Source organism: Methylobacterium indicum (genome assembly GCF_017347565.1).
GTDB classification, from domain to species: Bacteria; Pseudomonadota; Alphaproteobacteria; order Rhizobiales; family Beijerinckiaceae; genus Methylobacterium; species Methylobacterium indicum.
This window is the reverse complement of the sequence record NZ_AP024145.1, coordinates 5,915,710-5,933,892: the sequence shown is the minus strand read 5'-3', so window position 1 is coordinate 5,933,892 and position 18,183 is coordinate 5,915,710. Positions and strand designations below refer to the sequence as shown.

The 18,183-nt window shown below is 61.3% G+C and carries 22 protein-coding genes; all 22 read right to left on the bottom strand.

Features of this window, described 5'->3' with window-relative positions; translation table 11 throughout:
* Window positions 1-25 precede the first annotated feature (25 nt).
* Window positions 26-1,387, bottom strand: coding sequence for a DUF2254 family protein (locus miv_RS27570; RefSeq protein WP_207180109.1), 1,362 nt, complete (start codon window positions 1,385-1,387; stop codon window positions 26-28).
* A gap of 93 nt (window positions 1,388-1,480) precedes the next feature.
* Entirely contained in the window at window positions 1,481-2,143 is a 663-nt protein-coding gene (locus miv_RS27565) for a glutathione S-transferase family protein (protein ID WP_207180108.1), read from the bottom strand.
* Entirely contained in the window at window positions 2,140-3,366 is a 1,227-nt protein-coding gene (locus miv_RS27560) for an ABC transporter substrate-binding protein (protein ID WP_207180107.1), read from the bottom strand. Before miv_RS27560 ends, miv_RS27565 begins: the two co-directional genes overlap by 4 nt.
* Before the next feature lie 346 nt (window positions 3,367-3,712).
* Window positions 3,713-5,326 carry an acyl-CoA synthetase gene (locus miv_RS27555; RefSeq protein WP_207180105.1) on the bottom strand — a complete coding sequence of 538 codons (1,614 nt, stop codon included), beginning with the start codon at window positions 5,324-5,326 and terminating at the stop codon, window positions 3,713-3,715.
* A 560-nt stretch (window positions 5,327-5,886) separates the two neighbouring features.
* On the bottom strand, window positions 5,887-6,306 hold the full coding sequence (locus miv_RS27550) for a hypothetical protein (RefSeq protein WP_207180103.1): 420 nt from the start codon (window positions 6,304-6,306) through the stop codon (window positions 5,887-5,889).
* Window positions 6,307-6,312: 6 nt separating this feature from the next.
* A complete protein-coding gene (locus tag miv_RS27545) occupies window positions 6,313-6,453 on the bottom strand; it encodes a hypothetical protein (RefSeq protein WP_207180101.1) in 141 nt (46 codons plus the stop codon).
* Between the two features lie 103 nt (window positions 6,454-6,556).
* Entirely contained in the window at window positions 6,557-7,678 is a 1,122-nt protein-coding gene (locus miv_RS33540; RefSeq protein WP_244748740.1) for a WD40/YVTN/BNR-like repeat-containing protein, read from the bottom strand.
* 94 nt (window positions 7,679-7,772) lie between these two features.
* Window positions 7,773-8,033 (bottom strand): T6SS immunity protein Tdi1 domain-containing protein, encoded by a 261-nt coding sequence (locus tag miv_RS33950; protein ID WP_207180099.1) that lies wholly within the window; start codon window positions 8,031-8,033, stop codon window positions 7,773-7,775.
* A 157-nt stretch (window positions 8,034-8,190) separates the two neighbouring features.
* The gene (locus miv_RS27530; RefSeq protein ID WP_207180097.1) at window positions 8,191-8,418 is read right to left on the bottom strand and encodes a GAD-like domain-containing protein; all 228 of its coding nucleotides are present in this window, start codon (window positions 8,416-8,418) and stop codon (window positions 8,191-8,193) included.
* Window positions 8,419-8,675: 257 nt separating this feature from the next.
* A complete protein-coding gene (locus tag miv_RS27525) occupies window positions 8,676-9,230 on the bottom strand; it encodes a type VI immunity family protein (RefSeq protein WP_244749096.1) in 555 nt (184 codons plus the stop codon).
* Window positions 9,190-9,714, bottom strand: coding sequence for a hypothetical protein (locus miv_RS33535; RefSeq protein WP_244749111.1), 525 nt, complete (start codon window positions 9,712-9,714; stop codon window positions 9,190-9,192). Before miv_RS33535 ends, miv_RS27525 begins: the two co-directional genes overlap by 41 nt.
* Before the next feature lie 257 nt (window positions 9,715-9,971).
* Complete coding sequence (locus tag miv_RS27520) at window positions 9,972-10,553, bottom strand: hypothetical protein (protein WP_207180095.1); 582 nt, start codon at window positions 10,551-10,553, stop codon at window positions 9,972-9,974.
* Window positions 10,554-10,565: 12 nt separating this feature from the next.
* Window positions 10,566-10,721: a hypothetical protein gene (locus tag miv_RS27515; RefSeq protein ID WP_207180094.1), complete on the bottom strand. Its 156-nt coding sequence runs from the start codon at window positions 10,719-10,721 to the stop codon at window positions 10,566-10,568.
* Between the two features lie 227 nt (window positions 10,722-10,948).
* Entirely contained in the window at window positions 10,949-11,479 is a 531-nt protein-coding gene (locus tag miv_RS27510) for a T6SS immunity protein Tdi1 domain-containing protein (protein WP_207180093.1), read from the bottom strand.
* 118 nt (window positions 11,480-11,597) lie between these two features.
* Window positions 11,598-11,888, bottom strand: coding sequence for a polymorphic toxin type 15 domain-containing protein (locus tag miv_RS33945; RefSeq protein WP_207180092.1), 291 nt, complete (start codon window positions 11,886-11,888; stop codon window positions 11,598-11,600).
* Between the two features lie 55 nt (window positions 11,889-11,943).
* Window positions 11,944-12,504, bottom strand: coding sequence for a polymorphic toxin type 15 domain-containing protein (locus miv_RS33790; protein ID WP_207180091.1), 561 nt, complete (start codon window positions 12,502-12,504; stop codon window positions 11,944-11,946).
* Window positions 12,505-12,516: 12 nt separating this feature from the next.
* Window positions 12,517-13,044, bottom strand: coding sequence for a DUF4150 domain-containing protein (locus miv_RS27495; protein ID WP_091890279.1), 528 nt, complete (start codon window positions 13,042-13,044; stop codon window positions 12,517-12,519).
* Window positions 13,041-14,048, bottom strand: coding sequence for a DUF2169 family type VI secretion system accessory protein (locus miv_RS27490; protein ID WP_207180090.1), 1,008 nt, complete (start codon window positions 14,046-14,048; stop codon window positions 13,041-13,043). Before miv_RS27490 ends, miv_RS27495 begins: the two co-directional genes overlap by 4 nt.
* A gap of 100 nt (window positions 14,049-14,148) precedes the next feature.
* Window positions 14,149-14,967, bottom strand: coding sequence for a bacteriophage T4 gp5 trimerisation domain-containing protein (locus miv_RS27485; RefSeq protein ID WP_207180088.1), 819 nt, complete (start codon window positions 14,965-14,967; stop codon window positions 14,149-14,151).
* 1,026 nt (window positions 14,968-15,993) lie between these two features.
* Complete coding sequence (locus miv_RS27480) at window positions 15,994-16,485, bottom strand: hypothetical protein (protein WP_207180086.1); 492 nt, start codon at window positions 16,483-16,485, stop codon at window positions 15,994-15,996.
* Window positions 16,482-17,231 (bottom strand): hypothetical protein, encoded by a 750-nt coding sequence (locus tag miv_RS27475; RefSeq protein WP_207180084.1) that lies wholly within the window; start codon window positions 17,229-17,231, stop codon window positions 16,482-16,484. The genes miv_RS27480 and miv_RS27475 overlap by 4 nt, the downstream gene beginning before the upstream one ends.
* Window positions 17,228-18,181: a DUF4123 domain-containing protein gene (locus miv_RS27470; protein ID WP_207180082.1), complete on the bottom strand. Its 954-nt coding sequence runs from the start codon at window positions 18,179-18,181 to the stop codon at window positions 17,228-17,230. Before miv_RS27470 ends, miv_RS27475 begins: the two co-directional genes overlap by 4 nt.
* Window positions 18,182-18,183 lie beyond the last annotated feature (2 nt).

The window sequence follows — 18,183 nt, the reverse complement described above, 5'->3', positions numbered from 1 at the left end:
CCCATGCCCCCTCGCCCATGCCCCCTCACCCACGCCCTGGACCGCCATCCTGGCTCTCCTCGACGACGTGGGCCAGGATCTCCGACAGGCGCGCCGCGGCGTCGGGGCGGCCGGTCCGGCGGAAGGCGGCGATCAGGCCGGCGGCGTCCTCGCGCAGCATCCGGGTCGGCAGGTGGCTCGCCAGCGACGGCGCCACGGTGGCGACGAGGCGGGCGACGCCGTGCTGCTGGGCCGCCGGCAGGACCGGAAGGCTGCGCGCCAGCGCGCGTAGGATCAGGGCGAGGCTCTGGTGCTGGCGCGACTCCGCCGCCGCGACGACCAGGCTCTCGATCGCGTCGAGGACCTGGTCCGGCAGGCGGTCGCGATAGGCGATCCGGGACGCGGGCGCACGCGGCACCGGCGCCGCCCAGTCGTGCAGCAGGCGCTGGAGCGCGTGGACCGCGATGGCCCCGACGGCGGGGTCCGAGCGGGCGGTCGAGATCGCGGTCCAGCCGATCGTGCCGATATGGTCGAGGCTGAAGGCCGGGTCGTGGGCGACGTCGCGCTGGTCCTCGATGGACATCGCGGCGCCCACCGCCTCGACCAGGGCCGGATCGGCGGGACCGCCGGTCAGCACCGCCACCGCCCCGCCCGGCGGCACGAAGCCGCCGACGGGCAGCGTCAGGACGAGACGCCGTCCCGGATGCGCCTCCAGCGCCCGGGCGAGCCCGTCGGCGTCGATCCGGGTCAGGTAGCCGCCGGTCGCGGCCTGGACCGGGACGCCGTCGCCGGGCGGGCCGGAGGGCTCGGCGGTCGCAGCGAGCAGCGGTAGCTGGCGGGCCCGCGCCGCGACCGCGGCCTCGCGGATCGTCGCGATGGCGGTGACGGGCCGGGTCTGGTCGATCGTGGTGTAGATCAGCACCACCAGGGCGACGAGGGAGACCGCGCCGAGCAGCGTCGAAATCATCACCCCCAGCACCGGCGCCGTGGTGTGGGTGGTCTGCACCAGGGTGATGAGGACGAACAGCGACACGCCGACGAAGAAGCCGAACCAGGCGCTGTTGGCGCGCCGGCGCAGGTAATGATCGACGATCTGCGAGTTGAGGGTGGCGGCGCCCTGCTGCACCGCCAGCAGCAGGATCGAGAAGGTGATCGAGGTAACGCTGATCAGGCTGCCGGCGATGGTCGACAGCATGCTGATCGCCGACTGGGTGTCGCCGACATACTGGCTGAGGAAGGTGCGCAGGGGCCCCCATCCCTCCCGCGGCCCGGCGGTGTTGTCGATCCGGTCGATCGTGTGGGCGAGCACCACGAAGCCCAGCACGATCACGACCGGCAGGCCGAGGAATTCCGAGAACGAGCGCCGCAGGCCGGCCAGGGCGCGCGGCGTCGCGAGGTGCGGAATCATGGCGGCCCCTCGGCCGTGCGTCGTCCCATCGTGCAAGGTCCCCGTCGCGTTCGGCGGGGATCTGGGGCGTTTCCCTACGGCATCAATCCGGGCTCATCCGCCGAGCGGCGAGGGCACCGGCGACACCCCCTGCGCCTCGGCGGCCCGCCGCTCGGCCGCGAGCGCCCTCGCGTAGGACGGCTCGGCCTGCAATCCGGCCCAGTACGCCTTGGCGAAGTCCGGCAGCTGCTCCCCGAGGCCCGCGAACTCGGCCAGCATCAAGGCGTAGCCGACCGAGATGTCGGCGGCGGTGAAGCGCCCGGCGGCAACGAAGCGGCGCTCGCCCAGCACGGCGCCGAAGCCCCTCAGCCGCGACAGGAACCATCGCGAATAATCCTCGACGAGACCGGGATTGCGCCGCTCCGGCGGCTCGAACCGGCCGTAGCGCAGCACCAGGGTCTGGGGGAAGGTGAGCGTCGCCTCGCCGAAATGCAGCGCGTTGAGGTAGCGGCCGTATTCCGGCTCGTCGGGCCGCACCCCGAGCCCGCCGGCGCCGTGGCGCGCCGCCAGGTACTCGCAGATCGCCGCCGATTCGGTCATCCGCACCTCGCCGTCCTCGAGGAGCGGGATCGTGCCGAGGGGGTTGAGGAAAAAATACTCCTTGGCGTGGACCCGCGGCGGAAACGGCAGCATCGCCAGTTCGTAGGACAGGCCCAGCGCCTCCAGGGCCCAGAGCGGCCGGAACGAGCGGGCGCCGACGCAGTGATGCAACTTCATGGTGTCACCAGGGGGCAGTTGCCGGCCTTCAGCGGCCGGAAGGCCTGGTCGGCGGGAATCGTCGAGACCAGGCGGTAATAATCCCAGGGGCCCTTCGACTCGGCCGGCTTCTTGACCTCGAACAGGTACATCGGGTGGGTCACCCGTCCGTCGGCCCGCACCTCGGAGCGGCCGAAGAGCGGGTCCTCTGCCGGCACCCGCCGCATCTCGGCCGTCACCGTCGCGGGGTCCTTGCTGCCGGTCGCCTTCACGGCCTTGAGGTAGTGCATCATGCCGGAATAGACGCCGGCCTGGACCATGGTCGGCATCCGGCCCTTGTGCCGCTCGGCGAAGCGGCGCGACCAGGCGCGGGTGCCGTCGTTGAGGTCCCAGTAGAAGGCCTCCGTCAGCACCAGCCCCTGCGCCACCTTGAGCCCCAGGGAATGCACGTCGCTCAGGAAGACCAGGAGGCCGGCGAGGCGCTGCCCGCCCTCCGCCACGCCGAACTCGGCGCCCTGCTTGATGGTGTTGATGGTGTCGCTGCCGGCATTGGCGAGCCCGATCACCTTGGCCTTCGAGCCCTGCGCCTGGATCAGGAACGACGAGAAGTCGTTGGCGGCGACCGGGTGGCGGACCGAGCCCAGCACCTTGCCGCCGTTGCGCTCGACCACCGCCGACACGTCGCGCTCCAGCGCCTTGCCGAAGGCGTAGTCGGCGGTGATGAAGAACCAGGTGTCGCCGCCCGAGCGCACCATCGCCCCGCCGGTGCCGTTGGCGAGCGCCCAGGTGTCGTAGGTCCAGTGGATGGTGTTGGGCGAGCAGAGCGCCCCGGTGATCTCCGAGGCGCCCGCCCCCGAATTGATCATCAGCCGGTTCTTCTCGCGTACGATCTGGTGCACGGCGAGCGCCACCGAGGAGAACGGCACGTCGAGCACGACGTCGAGGTCGTCGCGGTCGATCCACTGGCGCACGATGCCGGCGCCGACATCCGGCTTGTTCTGGTGATCGGCCGACAGGACCCGGATGTCGAAGTCCGGGTTCTGCGCCGTGAAGTCGGACGCCGCCATCTCGGCCGCCACCACCGAGCCTTCGCCGGCGAGGTCCGAATAGGGCCCGGCGCGGTCGTTGAGCACGCCGAGGGTGACGCGGGTGGGGCCGGCGGCGTGGGCCTGGGCGAGGGTGAGGAGGGATGCGGCCGCGAGCGCCAGGATGTGGAATGGTCGACGGAGCTTGGATGTCGGCATGGTGTCCTCCCGGTTTCGTGCTGGCACCCGGTCGTTGGTCGCCGGATGTTCCTTGGATCGTCATCCTGGGGCCGCGCAGCGAAATCCAGGATGGCGGCGTGTGTCTGAGAACCTGATTGCTCGATTCAGGCCATCAATCCCACCCGCGACCTCATCCTGAGGTGTCATTCCACTGCAGATGGACTGACCTCGAAGGAGGACTCCAGGGGTCTCAGCGATTCCTGGAGCCCTCCTTCGAGGTCAGCCGATTTTCAATCGGCTAACACCTCGGGATGAGGTCGCGGATGGGAGGCAGAATTCTCTTGTTGGCCTCTGATACGGAGCGATCATGAGGCCGGGACGATCGTCACGCCCCTCCCCGCTCCCTGAGCGCTCGCCGGACGATCTTCCCCGTCGCGGTCATCGGCAGTTCCTCCACGAAGGCGACGTGACGCGGGTATTCGTGGGCGGCGAGCCGGGTGCGCACGAAATCCTGGATCGCGCGGGCCAGCTCGGGCGTGCCCGCGACGCCGTCCTTGAGCACGATGAAGGCCTTCACCGCCTCGGTCCGCACCGGGTCCGGCACGCCGACGACGCCGCAGAGCGCGACGGCGGGGTGGCGAAGCAAGCAATCCTCGATCTCGCCGGGGCCGATCCGGTAGCCCGACGAGGTGATCACGTCGTCGTCGCGCCCGACGAACCACAGGAAGCCGTCCGGGTCGCGCCGGCCGAGATCGCCGGTGATCAGCCACGCGCCGATGAATTTTTTCTCCGTCGCCTCCGGGTTGCGCCAGTAGCCGAGGAACATCACCGGGTCGGGCCGGCGCACCGCGATGTGGCCGGTGGTGCCGTCCGGCACCTCCAGGCCCTCCCCGTCGACGATGCGCACGTCGTGACCCGGCACCGGCTTGCCCATGGCACCGGGCCGGGCCGGAAACAGATCGGCGCAGGAGGAGACGACGAGGTTGCACTCGGTCTGGCCGTAGAACTCGTTGACCGGTACGCCGAGCACCGCCTCGCCCCAGGCCAGCATCTCCGCCCCCAGGCTCTCGCCGCCGCTGCCGACGGAGCGCAGGTTCAGGCCCGGATAGGGCGTCGTGCGGGTCTGGCGCATCAGCTTCATGGCGGTGGGCGGCAGGAAGACGTTCCTCACCCCCTGCTCGGCCATCAGCCGGAACGCCGCTTCCGGATCGAACTTCTTCGCCCGATGCGAGACCACCGGCACGCCGTGATGCAGGGCCGGCAGCAGCACGTCGAGGAGGCCGCCGATCCAGGCCCAGTCGGCGGGGGTCCAGTAGCGGTCGCCGGGCTGCGGCAGGAAGCGCTGGGGCATCTCGACCCCCGGCAGGTGGCCGAGCAGCACCCGATGGGCGTGGAGCGCCCCCTTCGGATCGCCGGTGGTGCCGGAGGTGTAGATGATCACCGCCGGGTCGTCGGCGGCGGTGTCGACCGGGGTGAAGGCGTCGGAGGCGCAGGCACAGAGGGCTTGGAAATCCTCCGCGCCCTCCCCCGCCCCGTCGATGCAGTAGACCCGCTCCAGGCCGGGGAGCGCGTCGCGGATGCCGGCGATGAGCGCGGCGCCGGCCCGATCGGTGACCACGGCCTTGGCGCCGCTGTTGCCGAGGCGATAGCGGAGCGCATCGGGCCCGAACAGCACGAAGAGCGGGATGCTGATCAGCCCGGCCCGGAAGCCGGTGACGTGCGCCACCGCCGTCTCGGGCGCCTGCGGCAGCAGCACGCCGATCCGGTCGCCGCGCACCAAGCCATGCGCCGTCAGCACGTTGGCGAACCGGTTCGACCAGCGACGCAGGTCGTCGAAGCCGTAGCGCCGCACGGCGCCGTCGTGGTCGAGATGGATCAGCGCGAGCGGGTTGCCCGGGGCGTGCCGGTCGCAGACGTCGGTGCCGATGTTGTAGCGGGCCGGAATCCGCCAGCGGAAGTTTTGGAGGAGGTCGGCGTAGGTGTCCGCGCGCTGCAGCATCGGCGTGTTCCACCCGTGATTCTCACGCGGACCGTTCGGCGATCCTTGGATTGAAACGATCGTTCATTCGTTTTTGGGTGTCAACATCGGTGGGAGCATGGCCGGGACTGGCTCGTGCGACGGTACGCAAGTATGCCAGCGCCGAAGCGTTCCCGGCGCGGTTGCCTCACGGTGCCGGGCCGAGCCTGTTTGATCCGCACGTCGCATACTTGGCGGGACGGATCGACGAGGGCTGCGAGAACGCCATGGCCCTGTGGCGCGAGATCCGGGAACGGGGCCACCCGGGGACGAGCCGGCAAGTGCATCGCTTCGTCGCCGAGCGCCGGATGAGACCCTCCCGATCACCGCCCCGCCCGCAACACCAGCCGCCCCCGTCACGGGGATCGTCACGCCCCCCGTCCCCGCCCCGGCCATTACCCCGACACTCGCGCCCGTCGCAGCCCCGATGGCCCCGCCGGCCGCTCCCCCCGCCACCGCGCCGGGAAGACCCTACACCACCCCGCTCGCACCGCCTGCGATCACGCCGCCGACCGAACCGCCGATCCCCTTGAACAACCCGCTCATCGATGCGGCCCACGCGCATCGCGAGCCTCGCCCATCGCCGCGATCGTCAGATCGAACAGGCGTCTCAGGTGCCCGTCGGGCGAATCGCCGTCCTGCGCCAGATACGCCCGGGTCGGCTCATGGCCGGCGATCCGGCCTTGGCTCAGCAGCATCAGCAGCGCCCAGCGGCACTGCGCCGCCTCACCCGCCAGACCGAGGTGGCGCCCGACCCGATCGCTGATCACGACGTGTTCGTGCAACGCCGTGTCCGAGGCGGTGCCGACGTCGCTGGCCGCCGCCTCGCGCAAGTAGGCCGCGATGCGCCGGTGCGACGCCGTCAGCCGTCGCGCCGCCAACGCCTCGATTTGCTCGGACCCGATCGTCAGCACGCCACCCGGATCCGGCGGAAAGGCCGGATCGGCCACCACCCGCCGCACGCCGCTTTATTCCTCGGCCAGGAAGGCGATCTCGGCCGCCGGTCCCAGGATGCGGGCGAACTGCCCAGGGTTCAGGACCGGCATCGTCGCCCCCAGAACCCGGGGGTCCCAGTGCCGGACCATCACCGCCGCCGTCGACCAGATCATCCCGGCCCGGCGCGTCCGCCGGCACCGGCAGCAGCATCGCCTGGCCCATCGGGATCGGTCTCGGCCGCGCGGGCGAGGCGTTCGCTTCCCGGCCTGGATCCGGTCAGGGTGAGCGAGGCGCAAGGCCCTTGAACGCGCGGGCACGCAGTTCGGCCGGGATCACGATCTCCGTCCAGCGCTCGCCATCGTAGCGGTGGATGCCCCGCTTGTAGTCGAAGTAGTAGAGCACGTCGTCGACCGACTGGACCTTCAGCGGCGTCGGTCGCGCGCGACCGCGCAGCCGCGGCTTGAAGGGCGTGAGGTGGTGGCCGTCGAAGAGGTGCAGGGCGTAGTCGGAGGCGACGACGTACTGGTCCTTGAAGCGCGTGATCGACATAAGGGTCTCGGTGTCGCCCGCGAAGCCGACGCTCCGGAAGCCGTCGCGTCCGTTGCCGACCAGGATGGTGCCGTGGCTGCCGACCATCCAGACCTTGTCCGGCGTTTCGACGTAGATGTCCTTGATGGTGTGCGGGCTTGAGCCGGGAATCGGGATTTCCGTCCAGCTCGTGCCGTTCCAGTGGTAGGCGCGGCCCTCGGTAACCAATCCTTTGCTCGGAGAGTTTTCTTCGGCGAGCTCGTATGCACGATTCCAATCATCCCAACTCTTGTTGCCTTCCAGGCTTTTCAAGGTTTTTTCGTCCAGCTCTATGAGCTTTGGAGACAGTGATCCTTTGATATAAAAATCATTCTTACTTGGGCCAGCAATGTCTCCAAATCTGATGACGTTGAAGCCGGGCTCAGGCTCGCTGTGAAACGGCATTTTCACCCACTGATGATCAGCAGTCCTGTGATAGATCTGAGCCCCATGCCCGACAGCCCAGAGCTGTCCCTCGATCAAGCCGAGATTGGCGAGGGCTCCTGCGCCTGTCGCATCGGGGCTCTGGATCCCGGCACCCTGGATTGTCTCGTGTACTGTCTGATCCCCGATCCAATACACATCACCCTCATTGCTCAGGGCTGCAAACCTCGCGCCTGGTTGGTCGGCGAGGGGAGCGGGCTTGATGGCATAGATTTCGCGCAACACGTCGGTCCGAGACCAGGTTTGCGGGAAAGCGTCGTCATATTCGATGATCGCCGTGAAGGGATCGTCGTACTCCAACTCACATAGAGCAATGCAGAAGCGGCCGCGGCCAGTGGCATACGCGGCATTGATCGTCGGGTTCCAATTGCCATCCTCAATGCGCATATCTGATGTCCGTAATGAAAATCCTTATCAAGGCATTTATCATAATGCACAATCCGTTGCAAATTGACGTTAGCGGATCAATAATTATAATTTTTTATTCAATTTGCTTATATCCTCCTGGATATAGTTTTGAGTTGAAATGAAATATTTGGAAAGCCTGCGATTGTGCCAAAAATGCCAAATGTACTCTTGCGTCCGTTAAAATTAAGCTGCTTTCGGAAGGCGCCTCGCCAAAAGGAAGACTAGGCGCGAAAGAAAATATTTTCCCCTCGCTCAACGGGCCAAAATTTGCATTTGCACAATCATAAAGATTATATTCGTCGTATTTTTCTTTGCTGAAAGGGAATGGAGTCATAAAAACACTCGGCAAAATCACTTTTTTAAATTATCAGGATTATTGAAAGATATGATGCGGCCGCGCTGGAACTCGAATCGAATTACACCAAGCATCTCATTCCATGCAAATACGCTTCCAAAAGCGGAAATTGCGTAGGGAACGCACTCCGATACTTTCAATAATTTTTTTCTTCAAGCGAATCTTCAATTGCTCCCCAAACCATGGCTGGATCGCATGTCCAGAAGGTTCCGCCCTCCCAGGATGAAATGCCGACTTTGGACCACATATATTTAAGATGTTCCGGAATGTCATTTTCTCCTTCATATGAAAAATTGCGGACAATAGATGGATTCCTGTCAGCTACCAATTCATCAAAATCGCTTTTGTATTTCTCTGTGGCCATAACTCTACCTCATGAGATGGATCTTACCCACCTGCGTCTCGGCGTTCCCCCACGGACAGTGACCACGGCTTGCCGACCTGCGTGGCGAAGGCCATACCCACATGCGTGACCTTGGCCGCGCCGACTTGCTCGACCAGTGCCGCCCCGACCGAGCCTTCGTCTCGGCCATCTCCACCTATCCGGCTTCTCTGTCCGCGGATCGGCGCGCATAGCCCGCATTGAACAACATGACGGGTGCCCCCCAAAAAAAAATCACGTCAACTTTCGAAACGATGAATCCATTTCAGCGTCTCGTCGAGGCTATCCTTCTCAGGTGGAACCTCGATGATTCCATATTCGTATTTTTGAAATAAAATAGGCCTTATAATACGAGCGATATCTTTATAAGCTTGAGGAACTCCACCCACACCGTTGGTATCGACAACGGGCCGCTCACCAGCACGGATCAAGTATCCGCCTTCGTAGCGTACCAAGCTTATCTCAGGCGTGATCTGCGAACGCACTGCGTCCTCGCCGCCCAATCGCTCTATATTGGAAACTCCCAAGAATGTTAGCCAATTGGATGACTTTGGCAATTCGTATCCGCCATGGCGGACTTCTGACCAATAATCTCCCATAGCATCATAATCAAGCGAAGGGTATTTGATCATGAGTGGATAATAAAAAGGGTACCACCCAGTTTCTAGTCCGGGCTGTGTAAGAACGCCAAGTCCTCCTGATCCGTGAATGCAACGAACCTTGCTAGCCCATTTTTGCATGAGATCCACAAAATTATCCGGATTTTTTAAAAAGAAGCTCGCAGGAGTATGGATCTTTAGACCCGATAATTTTCGATCTGTATCGTTTTTTTGAGAATCCGGAAGCCATGAATTGCCACAAGCCAGGATCGTCCTCATTTTTTAGATCAGCATGATGCAACGCGCAATAAAGTTCTTCCTCTTCACCTTTGTGTATCTCTTTATCAAGATAATTCAGAAATTTTTTGCGATCAAATTTTTGAAGTTGCCTTGAATTTTTTCTATGACAATGCGTAATTTCTTTTTCAAAAAAATCTATATAATCTTCAACTAAGTCCCTTATGGCCAATCGGACTTGTTTCTGCCATCCATTTAAAAAATAAATACTTGCGATTCCGCCAACGCGAGACACGACGTCCCCCCTTGATGGATCCCTGTAAATTAACTGATTATCTATCTGATCATCGCTTCTGTGATTTTGCCATAAGTTGTAATCATTTTTGGACATTCCAACGCTCCATTTAACTGCCGGCATCACAGTTGCATTCACGCTTAACATCTATACTTTTGACTTTAACACGATCCTTCGAATCCCGCCCGATACTTTGATCTCAAGCAATGTCGCGATATCGTCCACCACGTTGCGCCTCGGTTTTTCTATCAATGCTTCCTCCTGCTCGAGGAACCTTCATTTCCCAAAGTTCTGAAAGCGCCCCACCGCTCCACCAAGACACGTCCGGTCGTGGCGCATCCGGTACGACCGGAGCCGTCGAGGGCATACCGGGGGAGGTTCGGCTTTCCACTGGGGTGTATCTGTCATCCGGCCCCTTTTTGTAGCTCACCTCCGGCCGCGGTCCATCCGCGGTCGAGCTCATCGGCCGCCGTGCCCCCCGGCTGGGTGCCGACCACTTTGAGGATCGTAGTAGCGATCTCACAATTTTTCGGCGACGCACGCCTGATAGGTTGTATGTCTTCCTCGATCTTTAAGACATTCGCATGCGATCTCGCATAATTCCTTCTTATTTGCCTTCCCTGAAATTCGAACAATTTCGGAATTCGTCGACGATTTTGTCTTTTTGTTATTTTCGTCTTCCGCTTTAGATGCAGCATGAGGAGCCCCTCGCCACGAAACCACTTCAGGATCTCGTCACGGTCGACCCCCTGCGCCTCCAGCTCGCGCGCCTTGGCAAACAGCGCGCGCTCGAAGTCGTCCCGCGGCACCTCGTCAACCCACGGCATCGCCGTCGGAGACGCGTCGAAGATCGCCGACGCCGCACGCCCCACCGGGCCGCCGCCCTTGAGTAACCAACGCCCCCACCGCCCCAGCCGTGTCAGGCTCGGCGAGGACGGCACCGCCGGCGGCGGTCTGCTCCAAGTCGGTTCGGCCGTTCCGGACATCGCCCCGCTCCCTCAGGACGACCGGCGCAGGCTGCCCGGCAGCGGGTCGTCGTCCGCCGGGGCCGCACGCGCCCGCTGGTCCTTCACGTAGACCGCCTCCCCCACCGTGTTGCGCCGGTTCATCCAGAACCGGTCCACGTGCCGGGTCATCGCGAGCAGCGGCTCCATCAGGACGGCGGCTCCCGGCCCGGTGCCGCCAACCGTCAGGTTCAGCGATTCGCCGATCTCCTGAGTCTGGTCGCTGTGGAGTGCGGCGGCGTGGCCCGCCCGCGCATGGAGGGTCCGTGTCGCCGTGTCGATCGTGTCATTAGACGTCGCTTCAGATCGACTCCTCGACCCAGTTGAATTCGCCCGATCCCGCGAAATCAGTTCAATGTGCGCAGGCCGGCAGATCCCTACTCTATTCTCTCGAAGCCCCCCGGATAGCGCTCGCTGTCGAAGTGGAGAATGTCGAACTCCTGCGATTGCGCCAGGAGCGCTAGATGAGCTCTGACATCTGTCACGATGAGGTTGCTATGCTCGGGTTGACCGCCCAGAGCGAAAATCGGTGCAAACGAGAAGATCTGATTCTCGCTTAAGGGCCCAAATTTTTTCACAGCAGCATCATATAGCCCATACTCATCATAGGTGTCTTTCTCAGCAATAAACGGTGCCAAGAACGATCCTTCATTATTGACGTGATTTTCAACATTTGGATCTTCGAAGCATGTAATACGCCCCCTCTGAAAGTCAAATTTAATTGCTCCAAGGACAGCATTCCACGCATAGACAACACCAAATGCTGAAATTAAGTAAGGCACACAATCACTAGGCCGCAAAAGATTTTTTCCTTCAAGGGCGTCATCCAATGATGGCCAAATCAATTCTGGATCGCATGTTCTGAAAATTCCGTCTAACCAGCTAGACACGCCAATTTTTGATAACATATATATTACCATCTCAGGTAATTTTTTTCGGAGCGACTATGATCAAAACGACGCAATATCTCAGGATTATACATACCAATCACTTCATCAAAATCTTTTTTAAATTTTTCTTTTAACATCACAACTGCTCCTTTTTGCTATATTTATTTGATTCGCCGCAAGCGTCTTGGCCTTTGACTGTAGCACAGAGTTCTATGCTCATTTTCTCGTCCGGCTTCAGACTTTTTGCATGCCGTTCAAATTCGGCTATTCGGCTCGGCCACCCCCCTCCGATGATACTATTGACCAAGCGGTCGCCCATTCGAGTGATAGTGGACAAATTTCCTCCAATAACCTGATCTGGAACGTGAAGCGGTGCGAGATTTTCTATTTCGTTATTCGCCCGAATCCTTGCCTCTGCAGGCGACATATTATTTTTTGGATATAATTTTTGATCAATCTTTGCCTTTCATTATTTATATAATCTATTTCAGAACCGTCCCTTTTTTATTTTTAAAGTGCTGACGTGCATTTTCCCATTCTTCCCGCGTCATTTTATTGACCGCGGCCTCTTGTTCTCGCAATTGGCGACAGAACTCCTTGATAAACACCTCATCCTTCTTCTTGTCGCCCGTCAGATGCTTATCAAGTTTATAGCACCGGATCCGTGTCTGCGTAACCCGAACCGTACCCGATCGCCGACTCGCCTGCGTTTTGGCCTGGGCGTCCGAATCCGACTTCGCCTTTGTTTTGGCATGTGCCACCCCCTCGCCACGAAACCACTTCAGGATCTCGTCACGGTCGACCCCCTGCGCCTCCAGCTCGCGCGCCTTGGCAAACAGCGCGCGCTCGAAGTCGTCCCGCGGCACCTCGTCGACCCACGGCATCGCCGTCGGCGACGCATCGAAGATCGCCGACGCCGCACGCCCCACCGGGCCGCCGCCCTTGAGCAACCAACGCCCCCACCGCCCCAGCCGCGTCAGGCTCGGCGAGGACGGCACCGCCGGCGGCGGGCGTGACCAGGTCGGCTCGGCCGTTCCGGACATCGCCCCGCTCCCTCAGGACGACCGGCGCAGGCTGCCCGGCAGCGGGTCGTCGTCCGCCGGTGCCGCACGCGCCCGCTGGTCCTTCACGTAGACCGCCTCCCCCACCGTGTTGCGCCGGTTCATCCAGAACCGGTCCAGGTGCCGGATCACCGAAGACCCCTCCGCCCGCACCTGCGGCGCGTGGCCGATCGGCTCCGTCACGTCGCCATGCGTCCCCGACTTCACGCCCCCGCCCGTCCCCGCCTCGTCCCCGTGCACGTGCGTCGTGCGCGAGCGCAGAACCATCGCCTTCTGACCCGTGAACCGCACCGTGTGCGCGTAGGCCTCGAAGTGGTCGGCGTAGTCGACGATCGGGTAGGGCACCGGCACCAGCGCCGAGCCCCGCGGCGTCAGGCACACATCCGGCGACAGGCTCACCACCCGCGCCTCGTGCGTCTCCCGCAGGCCCTCCAGCGGGCGTTGCGTCGTCCACGGATCGGGGCGCGGCGGCTCCCCGGCATAGTCGTCCCCGGCCTCGCTCGCCTCGTCCGATCCGCTCATGCGACGCTCTCCGTGTCGGGAAGGGACCGGCGCAGCCGGGCGCGCTCGGCCAGGACGATCTCCGCCGTCTCCGCCTCGGGCAGCGGGAACCGGCAGCGCCAGGTCAGCAGCACCCGCTCGATCCCGGGCCGCAGGTCGAACTGCACGCCGTCGAGGGCCAGCGGGTGCTTGCGCGTCCCGCCCTCGTCCGTGACCGTCGCGCCGAGCATGATGCCGGGCAGGAGGCCGGTCAGCCGCGGGTGGTCCGGGTGCAGGTTGTCGAGGGTGAAGGCCTCGGTACCGGCGAGCCAGGGCGTCGCGACGAGGCCGGGCGGGGCGCAATGCCAGAAACGCTCGTCGAAGTCGCGCGGCAGCAACGGGTGGCGCTCCGCGAGCCACGCCTCGTCGTAGGTGCCAGCATGCTGCTGGCGTGGGCGCCACCAGGGCGGGACAGGACCGAACCCGGCGGGTGGCGGCAGCACGTCGAAGCGCGCGACCGGCGCGTCGGCGGCCTCGATCGTCGGCGCCGGGTAAGTGCGGCGGTGATCGCAATGGTTGCGGTCGACGAGGCCGGTCCCGAGGGGATTATCGGGATGCACCTCGCCCGCTCCACCGGGCAGCGGGCCGCCGAGCGCCGCCTGCCAAGTGAGCGGGACCCGCGCCACCGGCTCCGGCTCGCCGAGGTCCCATCCCTCCAGGATCGGCTGCGGGTCGCGCTGCAGCAGCCCGCGCCAGGTTCGCCGCGTGCGGGCGATCCAGTACCGGGTGCCCATGACGCGCAGGCTGGCATCGATCCGCTCTCCGATCCGGATGCGGCAGAGGAAAGGGCTGCCGTCGGCGTTCGGGTTCACCGCATCTCCCAACACCGTGACGTCGGTGCCGGGCTTGAATGGAACGAGATCGCTCTGCCGCAGGAGCGGGCGTTGCTGTGGATCGCCGTCGTAGACGTCCTCCCACTGGAAGGCCTCCTGATCGTCGGCCGTCGCGAGGGCCAGGCCGGGCTCGACGCGGAACGTGCCCCGCACCGACACAACGCCGTCGAGTGCGCCCTCCCGATCGAACTGACGAAAAGCGAACGCGGGGAACATCGTCCGATTGACGAGTTGCATGATGACGCCCATCCGTTCAATTGAGATCGATAGGGGCGCCCCGTATCTGTACGTGATCGTCGGCGATGAAGTTGAATTTCTTGCCAAGTATGAGAACCGTGCCGTCTTTTTTCATTACTAACTTCGATGCGCTGACCTCGATGACGAACTCATCCCCGACTGCGACCTTGTAGTAGGTGCCGACCTGGGTCAGGAAGGTTGCGCCGACATGCGTGACCTTGCTCGAGCCGACCTGCTCGATCCTGGCCATTCCGATCGAATCGATCTTCATCGACCCGACCAGCGTGTTCATCATCCCCGGCAGCGAGAACAGTCCGCCCGCGGCCTGACCCAAGCCTCCTCCGGCCTTGCTGAGCGCCGTACCGGCATCGGCTCGCGGGTTCGGCCCGCTCACGACGCCCGAACGCGCCTCCAGGCCGGCATTGCCGAGCATTCCCAGCGCCGAGCCGGCGAGACCGGATGCCATCAGGCCGAGAGCGTCGCCTGCCGGCCCGCCGAGGCCCGCCACCTGCGCGGCTTGGGCCATCAAACCGGCCGTGTGTCCCACCATGCCGGCGAGCGGCGCCATCAGAGCGGCCGCTCCCGGCCCCGTTCCGCCGACCGTCAGGTTCATCGAGCCGCCAATCTCGTGCGTCTGGTTCTGCGCCACCTCGACGGAGCGGTTCGCTCCTACGCTCGCCACCTGGTTGGCGTCCGTGCGGCTGGTCTGGTTGTTGAGGATCCGTGTGGCGTGATCCTTCTGCGCATGAACAAAGAGGTTCTCCGCACCCGTCGCATCCTCGAAGGTCATCTCGTTGAAGCCCTTCGACTTGTACGAATTCGAGCGCATCACCATCCGGGTCTTGTGGGCCGGTATTTGTATCCATCCGATTTTATAGGGGGACAGTTCCCGGTTGAGATCGTAAAGATAAAAAAATTTATTCAAACTATATAAAATTATATTGATTTTATTTGCACAATCATTCCGACATTCTCGAATTGACCGATTTCATGATTAATTTCTCCCACCGCGTATTATATTTAAAGCCTTTTCTTTGTATAAATCAGTATCGGAATTTGTGAGTTTTTCATACCGAAGCTTAGGAGAAAGCTCGCGATAATTGCTTGTGAGCGCGGAGATAAGCGCGTCATGTGCAGCGTCCTGAAGCGATTTACGATCATGCTCAAGAAACTTGAGAATTAACTCTAGTATATGTAGATTTTTACTGCTTCGATATGCATCACCGGAGACACTAAGGGCGGCAAGTTGCAGCGTATATAGTGCATATTGATCATCTTCAAGATTCAATAATTTTATCACATGGTCTTGATATTTATTGCCCAAATCTAGATCTCGCACCAAAAACGCAACACTTCTGATTGCAAGATAGGATTATTGATAGATAATTCACGACTCACGATTTGTTCCCGCGCCGGCGATGCCTCTTTTCTTATTATTATAATGCATTTTGTCTTAATATCTTCGTCGCATGTATTTGTAAAAATCTCACACACTTCGTCGTATTCTTTTTTAGAGAGTCCGACTTGACGTTCTTTTTCGATAAGATAGCTAAGTCTGTTCATAAAAATTACCTTAGGAAAGAAATCAGCGGGTCTTATCGAGAATTTCTCTAGCTTCTAGCAATATATATTTTGTATTATCCACTTCGCTAAGCACCCGCTCCGGATATTAAGGTCGGTTTTTATGAGATTTTGTGATATGAAGCAGCCCATTTTAATTATAAATTATTTCCTCTTGATGATTCTAAGTTTCAGTATACGAATAATTTTAAATTTGTGCTATTTAATTATAGTGATTCGGGGCATAGCGCGGACGACTTCTAATTAATGATAATATTAACATGTCGTTAAGTATGAATTTTTATCGCCCTAATGTAAAATATTTTTCGATCGACTCGGATATATATTTTTTGTCCATCGCTGTAAAATAAGGCTCCCTGGAAAATGAAGTCGCCACTTGTCGCAGTTTATTTATGTTTATTGCTCTATTTTTTTTTAAAAACGTTTTACGCGCAAAAACTATATAAAATTTATGCTCTGATGGTAGCCACATTACGGCATTTTCATATTGAAATATTATATTTACGAAGACTTCTTCATAGCTATGATCAAAAAATCCTTGAAATAAGTCATCCCTGTTATCGATTTGACTGTATGAAAGATCGCCATCAAACTGGCAGTGCGCTAATTCAAAGCCCATTGGCTTTTCACAAAAACTATTGACAATTTCATCGAATTCTTCCTTTCCAGGTGATTCGATCAATAAAACCCCGTCAAAATCGTTCGCTGATATCCACTCCATTTTTGGCGACATATCCTCGTCGAGATTGGATTTTTGAATGAATTTTTTCATGGCCCAAACCTGATTTCTGTATTCCGTCCGTTCGATCTTTGTATGTCCAGACTGGGCTCTTTAGGATTGCCGCTATTCCCCGGTCTAACGACCACCCTGTCCTGTCCAGCTCCAGAGCTGCTATCTATAAGTCCGGTTCTCCCAGGTCCATATTGCGTATTTATTGGTTTTACATCCCTTGGTTTCAGTTGGTCAAATTCTCTATCTGCATCTGTCATTGTTCCAGGCAGGCGACCATGTTTTGTCTTACCTTTTGTCTCCTGTTTGACTTTGACTTTTTTCTCAAGATCATCGGAAGCTTCGCTCGCCAAGCATTGACCGCTGCAAAGCGCCTGATCATCTCCAATCCCTTTGTCTGCCTCATCTTGGCCCTTGACCATGGCGTTCAGCTTCTTGCCGAACCAGGTGTCATCCACCGCTCGGCCGTAGCCACCGCCAATCGCCGATCCAGGACCGTATCCGTCACGGTAGCCCTGGGAGAAGCCCGGTGCAAAGCCGGCACCCGCCCCCACCGCGCTCCCGATCACCGCCCCGCCCGCAAGACCGCCCGCTCCCGTCACGGGGATCGTCACGCCCCCCGTCCCCGCCCCGGCCAGGACTCCGACGCTCGCGCCCGCTGCTGCCCCGATCGCCCCGCCGGCCGCTCCCCCTGCCATCGCGCCGGGCAGCCCCTGCACCACGCCGCTCGTGCCGCCCGCGATCACGCCGCCGACCGATCCGCCGATCCCCTCGAACAGCCCGCTCATCGACGAGGCCCCCGCGCATCGCGAGCCTCGCCCATCGCCGCGATCGTCAGATCGAACAGGCGTCTCAGGTGCCCGTCGGGCGAATCGCCGTCCTGCGCCAGATACGCCCGGGTCGGCTCATGGCTGGCGATCCGGCCTTGGCTCAGCAGCATGAGCAGCGCCCACCGGCACTGCGCCGCCTCACCGGCCAGCCCGAGGCTGCGCCCGACCCGGTCGCTGATCACGACGTGCTCGTGCAACGCCGTGTCCGAGGCGGTGCCGACTTCGCTGGCTGCCACCTCGCGCAAGTAGGCCGCGATGCGCCGGTGCGACGCCGTCAGCCGTCGCTCCGTCAACGCTTCGATCTGCTCGGACCCGATCGTGAGCACGCCACCCGGATCCGGCGGAAAGGCCGGATCGGCCACCACCCGCCGCACGCCGCCGTAATCCTCGGCCAGGAAGGCGGTCTCGGCCGCCGGTCCCAGGATCCGCACGAACTGCCCAGGATTCAGGACCGGCATCATCGCCCCCAGAACCCGGGGGTCCCAGTGCCGGAACATCACCGCCGCCGGCTCCTGTTCAGAACCGTCCGACGGCGGGGCTTCGCCGCCATCCACCGCCCATCGGGGAATGCGCACCATGTTCAAGGTGCGGAGATGGCGATGAAGGACCGCCTCACCCGACGCGCAACTCCAGTAGACCGCCGCTGGTTTCTCCGCTGTGAGGGCGAACACGCGCTCCAGGGCATCCGGTGACTGCGCCAGTGACACCAGCCAGGGCCCGGCGCGCTCCACCTCGGCATCGGGATGGTCGAGGAACAGGGAGCGCACCAGGAGCTGCTCGCGGCGGCAGACATCCGGGAGGTCGTCGAATTGCCCGCCATCCACGACCGCGAAGGCTTGGCCGGTAAACGCTTCGACGACACCCCTCAGCTTCGCGAGAGGATCGATCGACGGAGTATCGTTCGTCACGG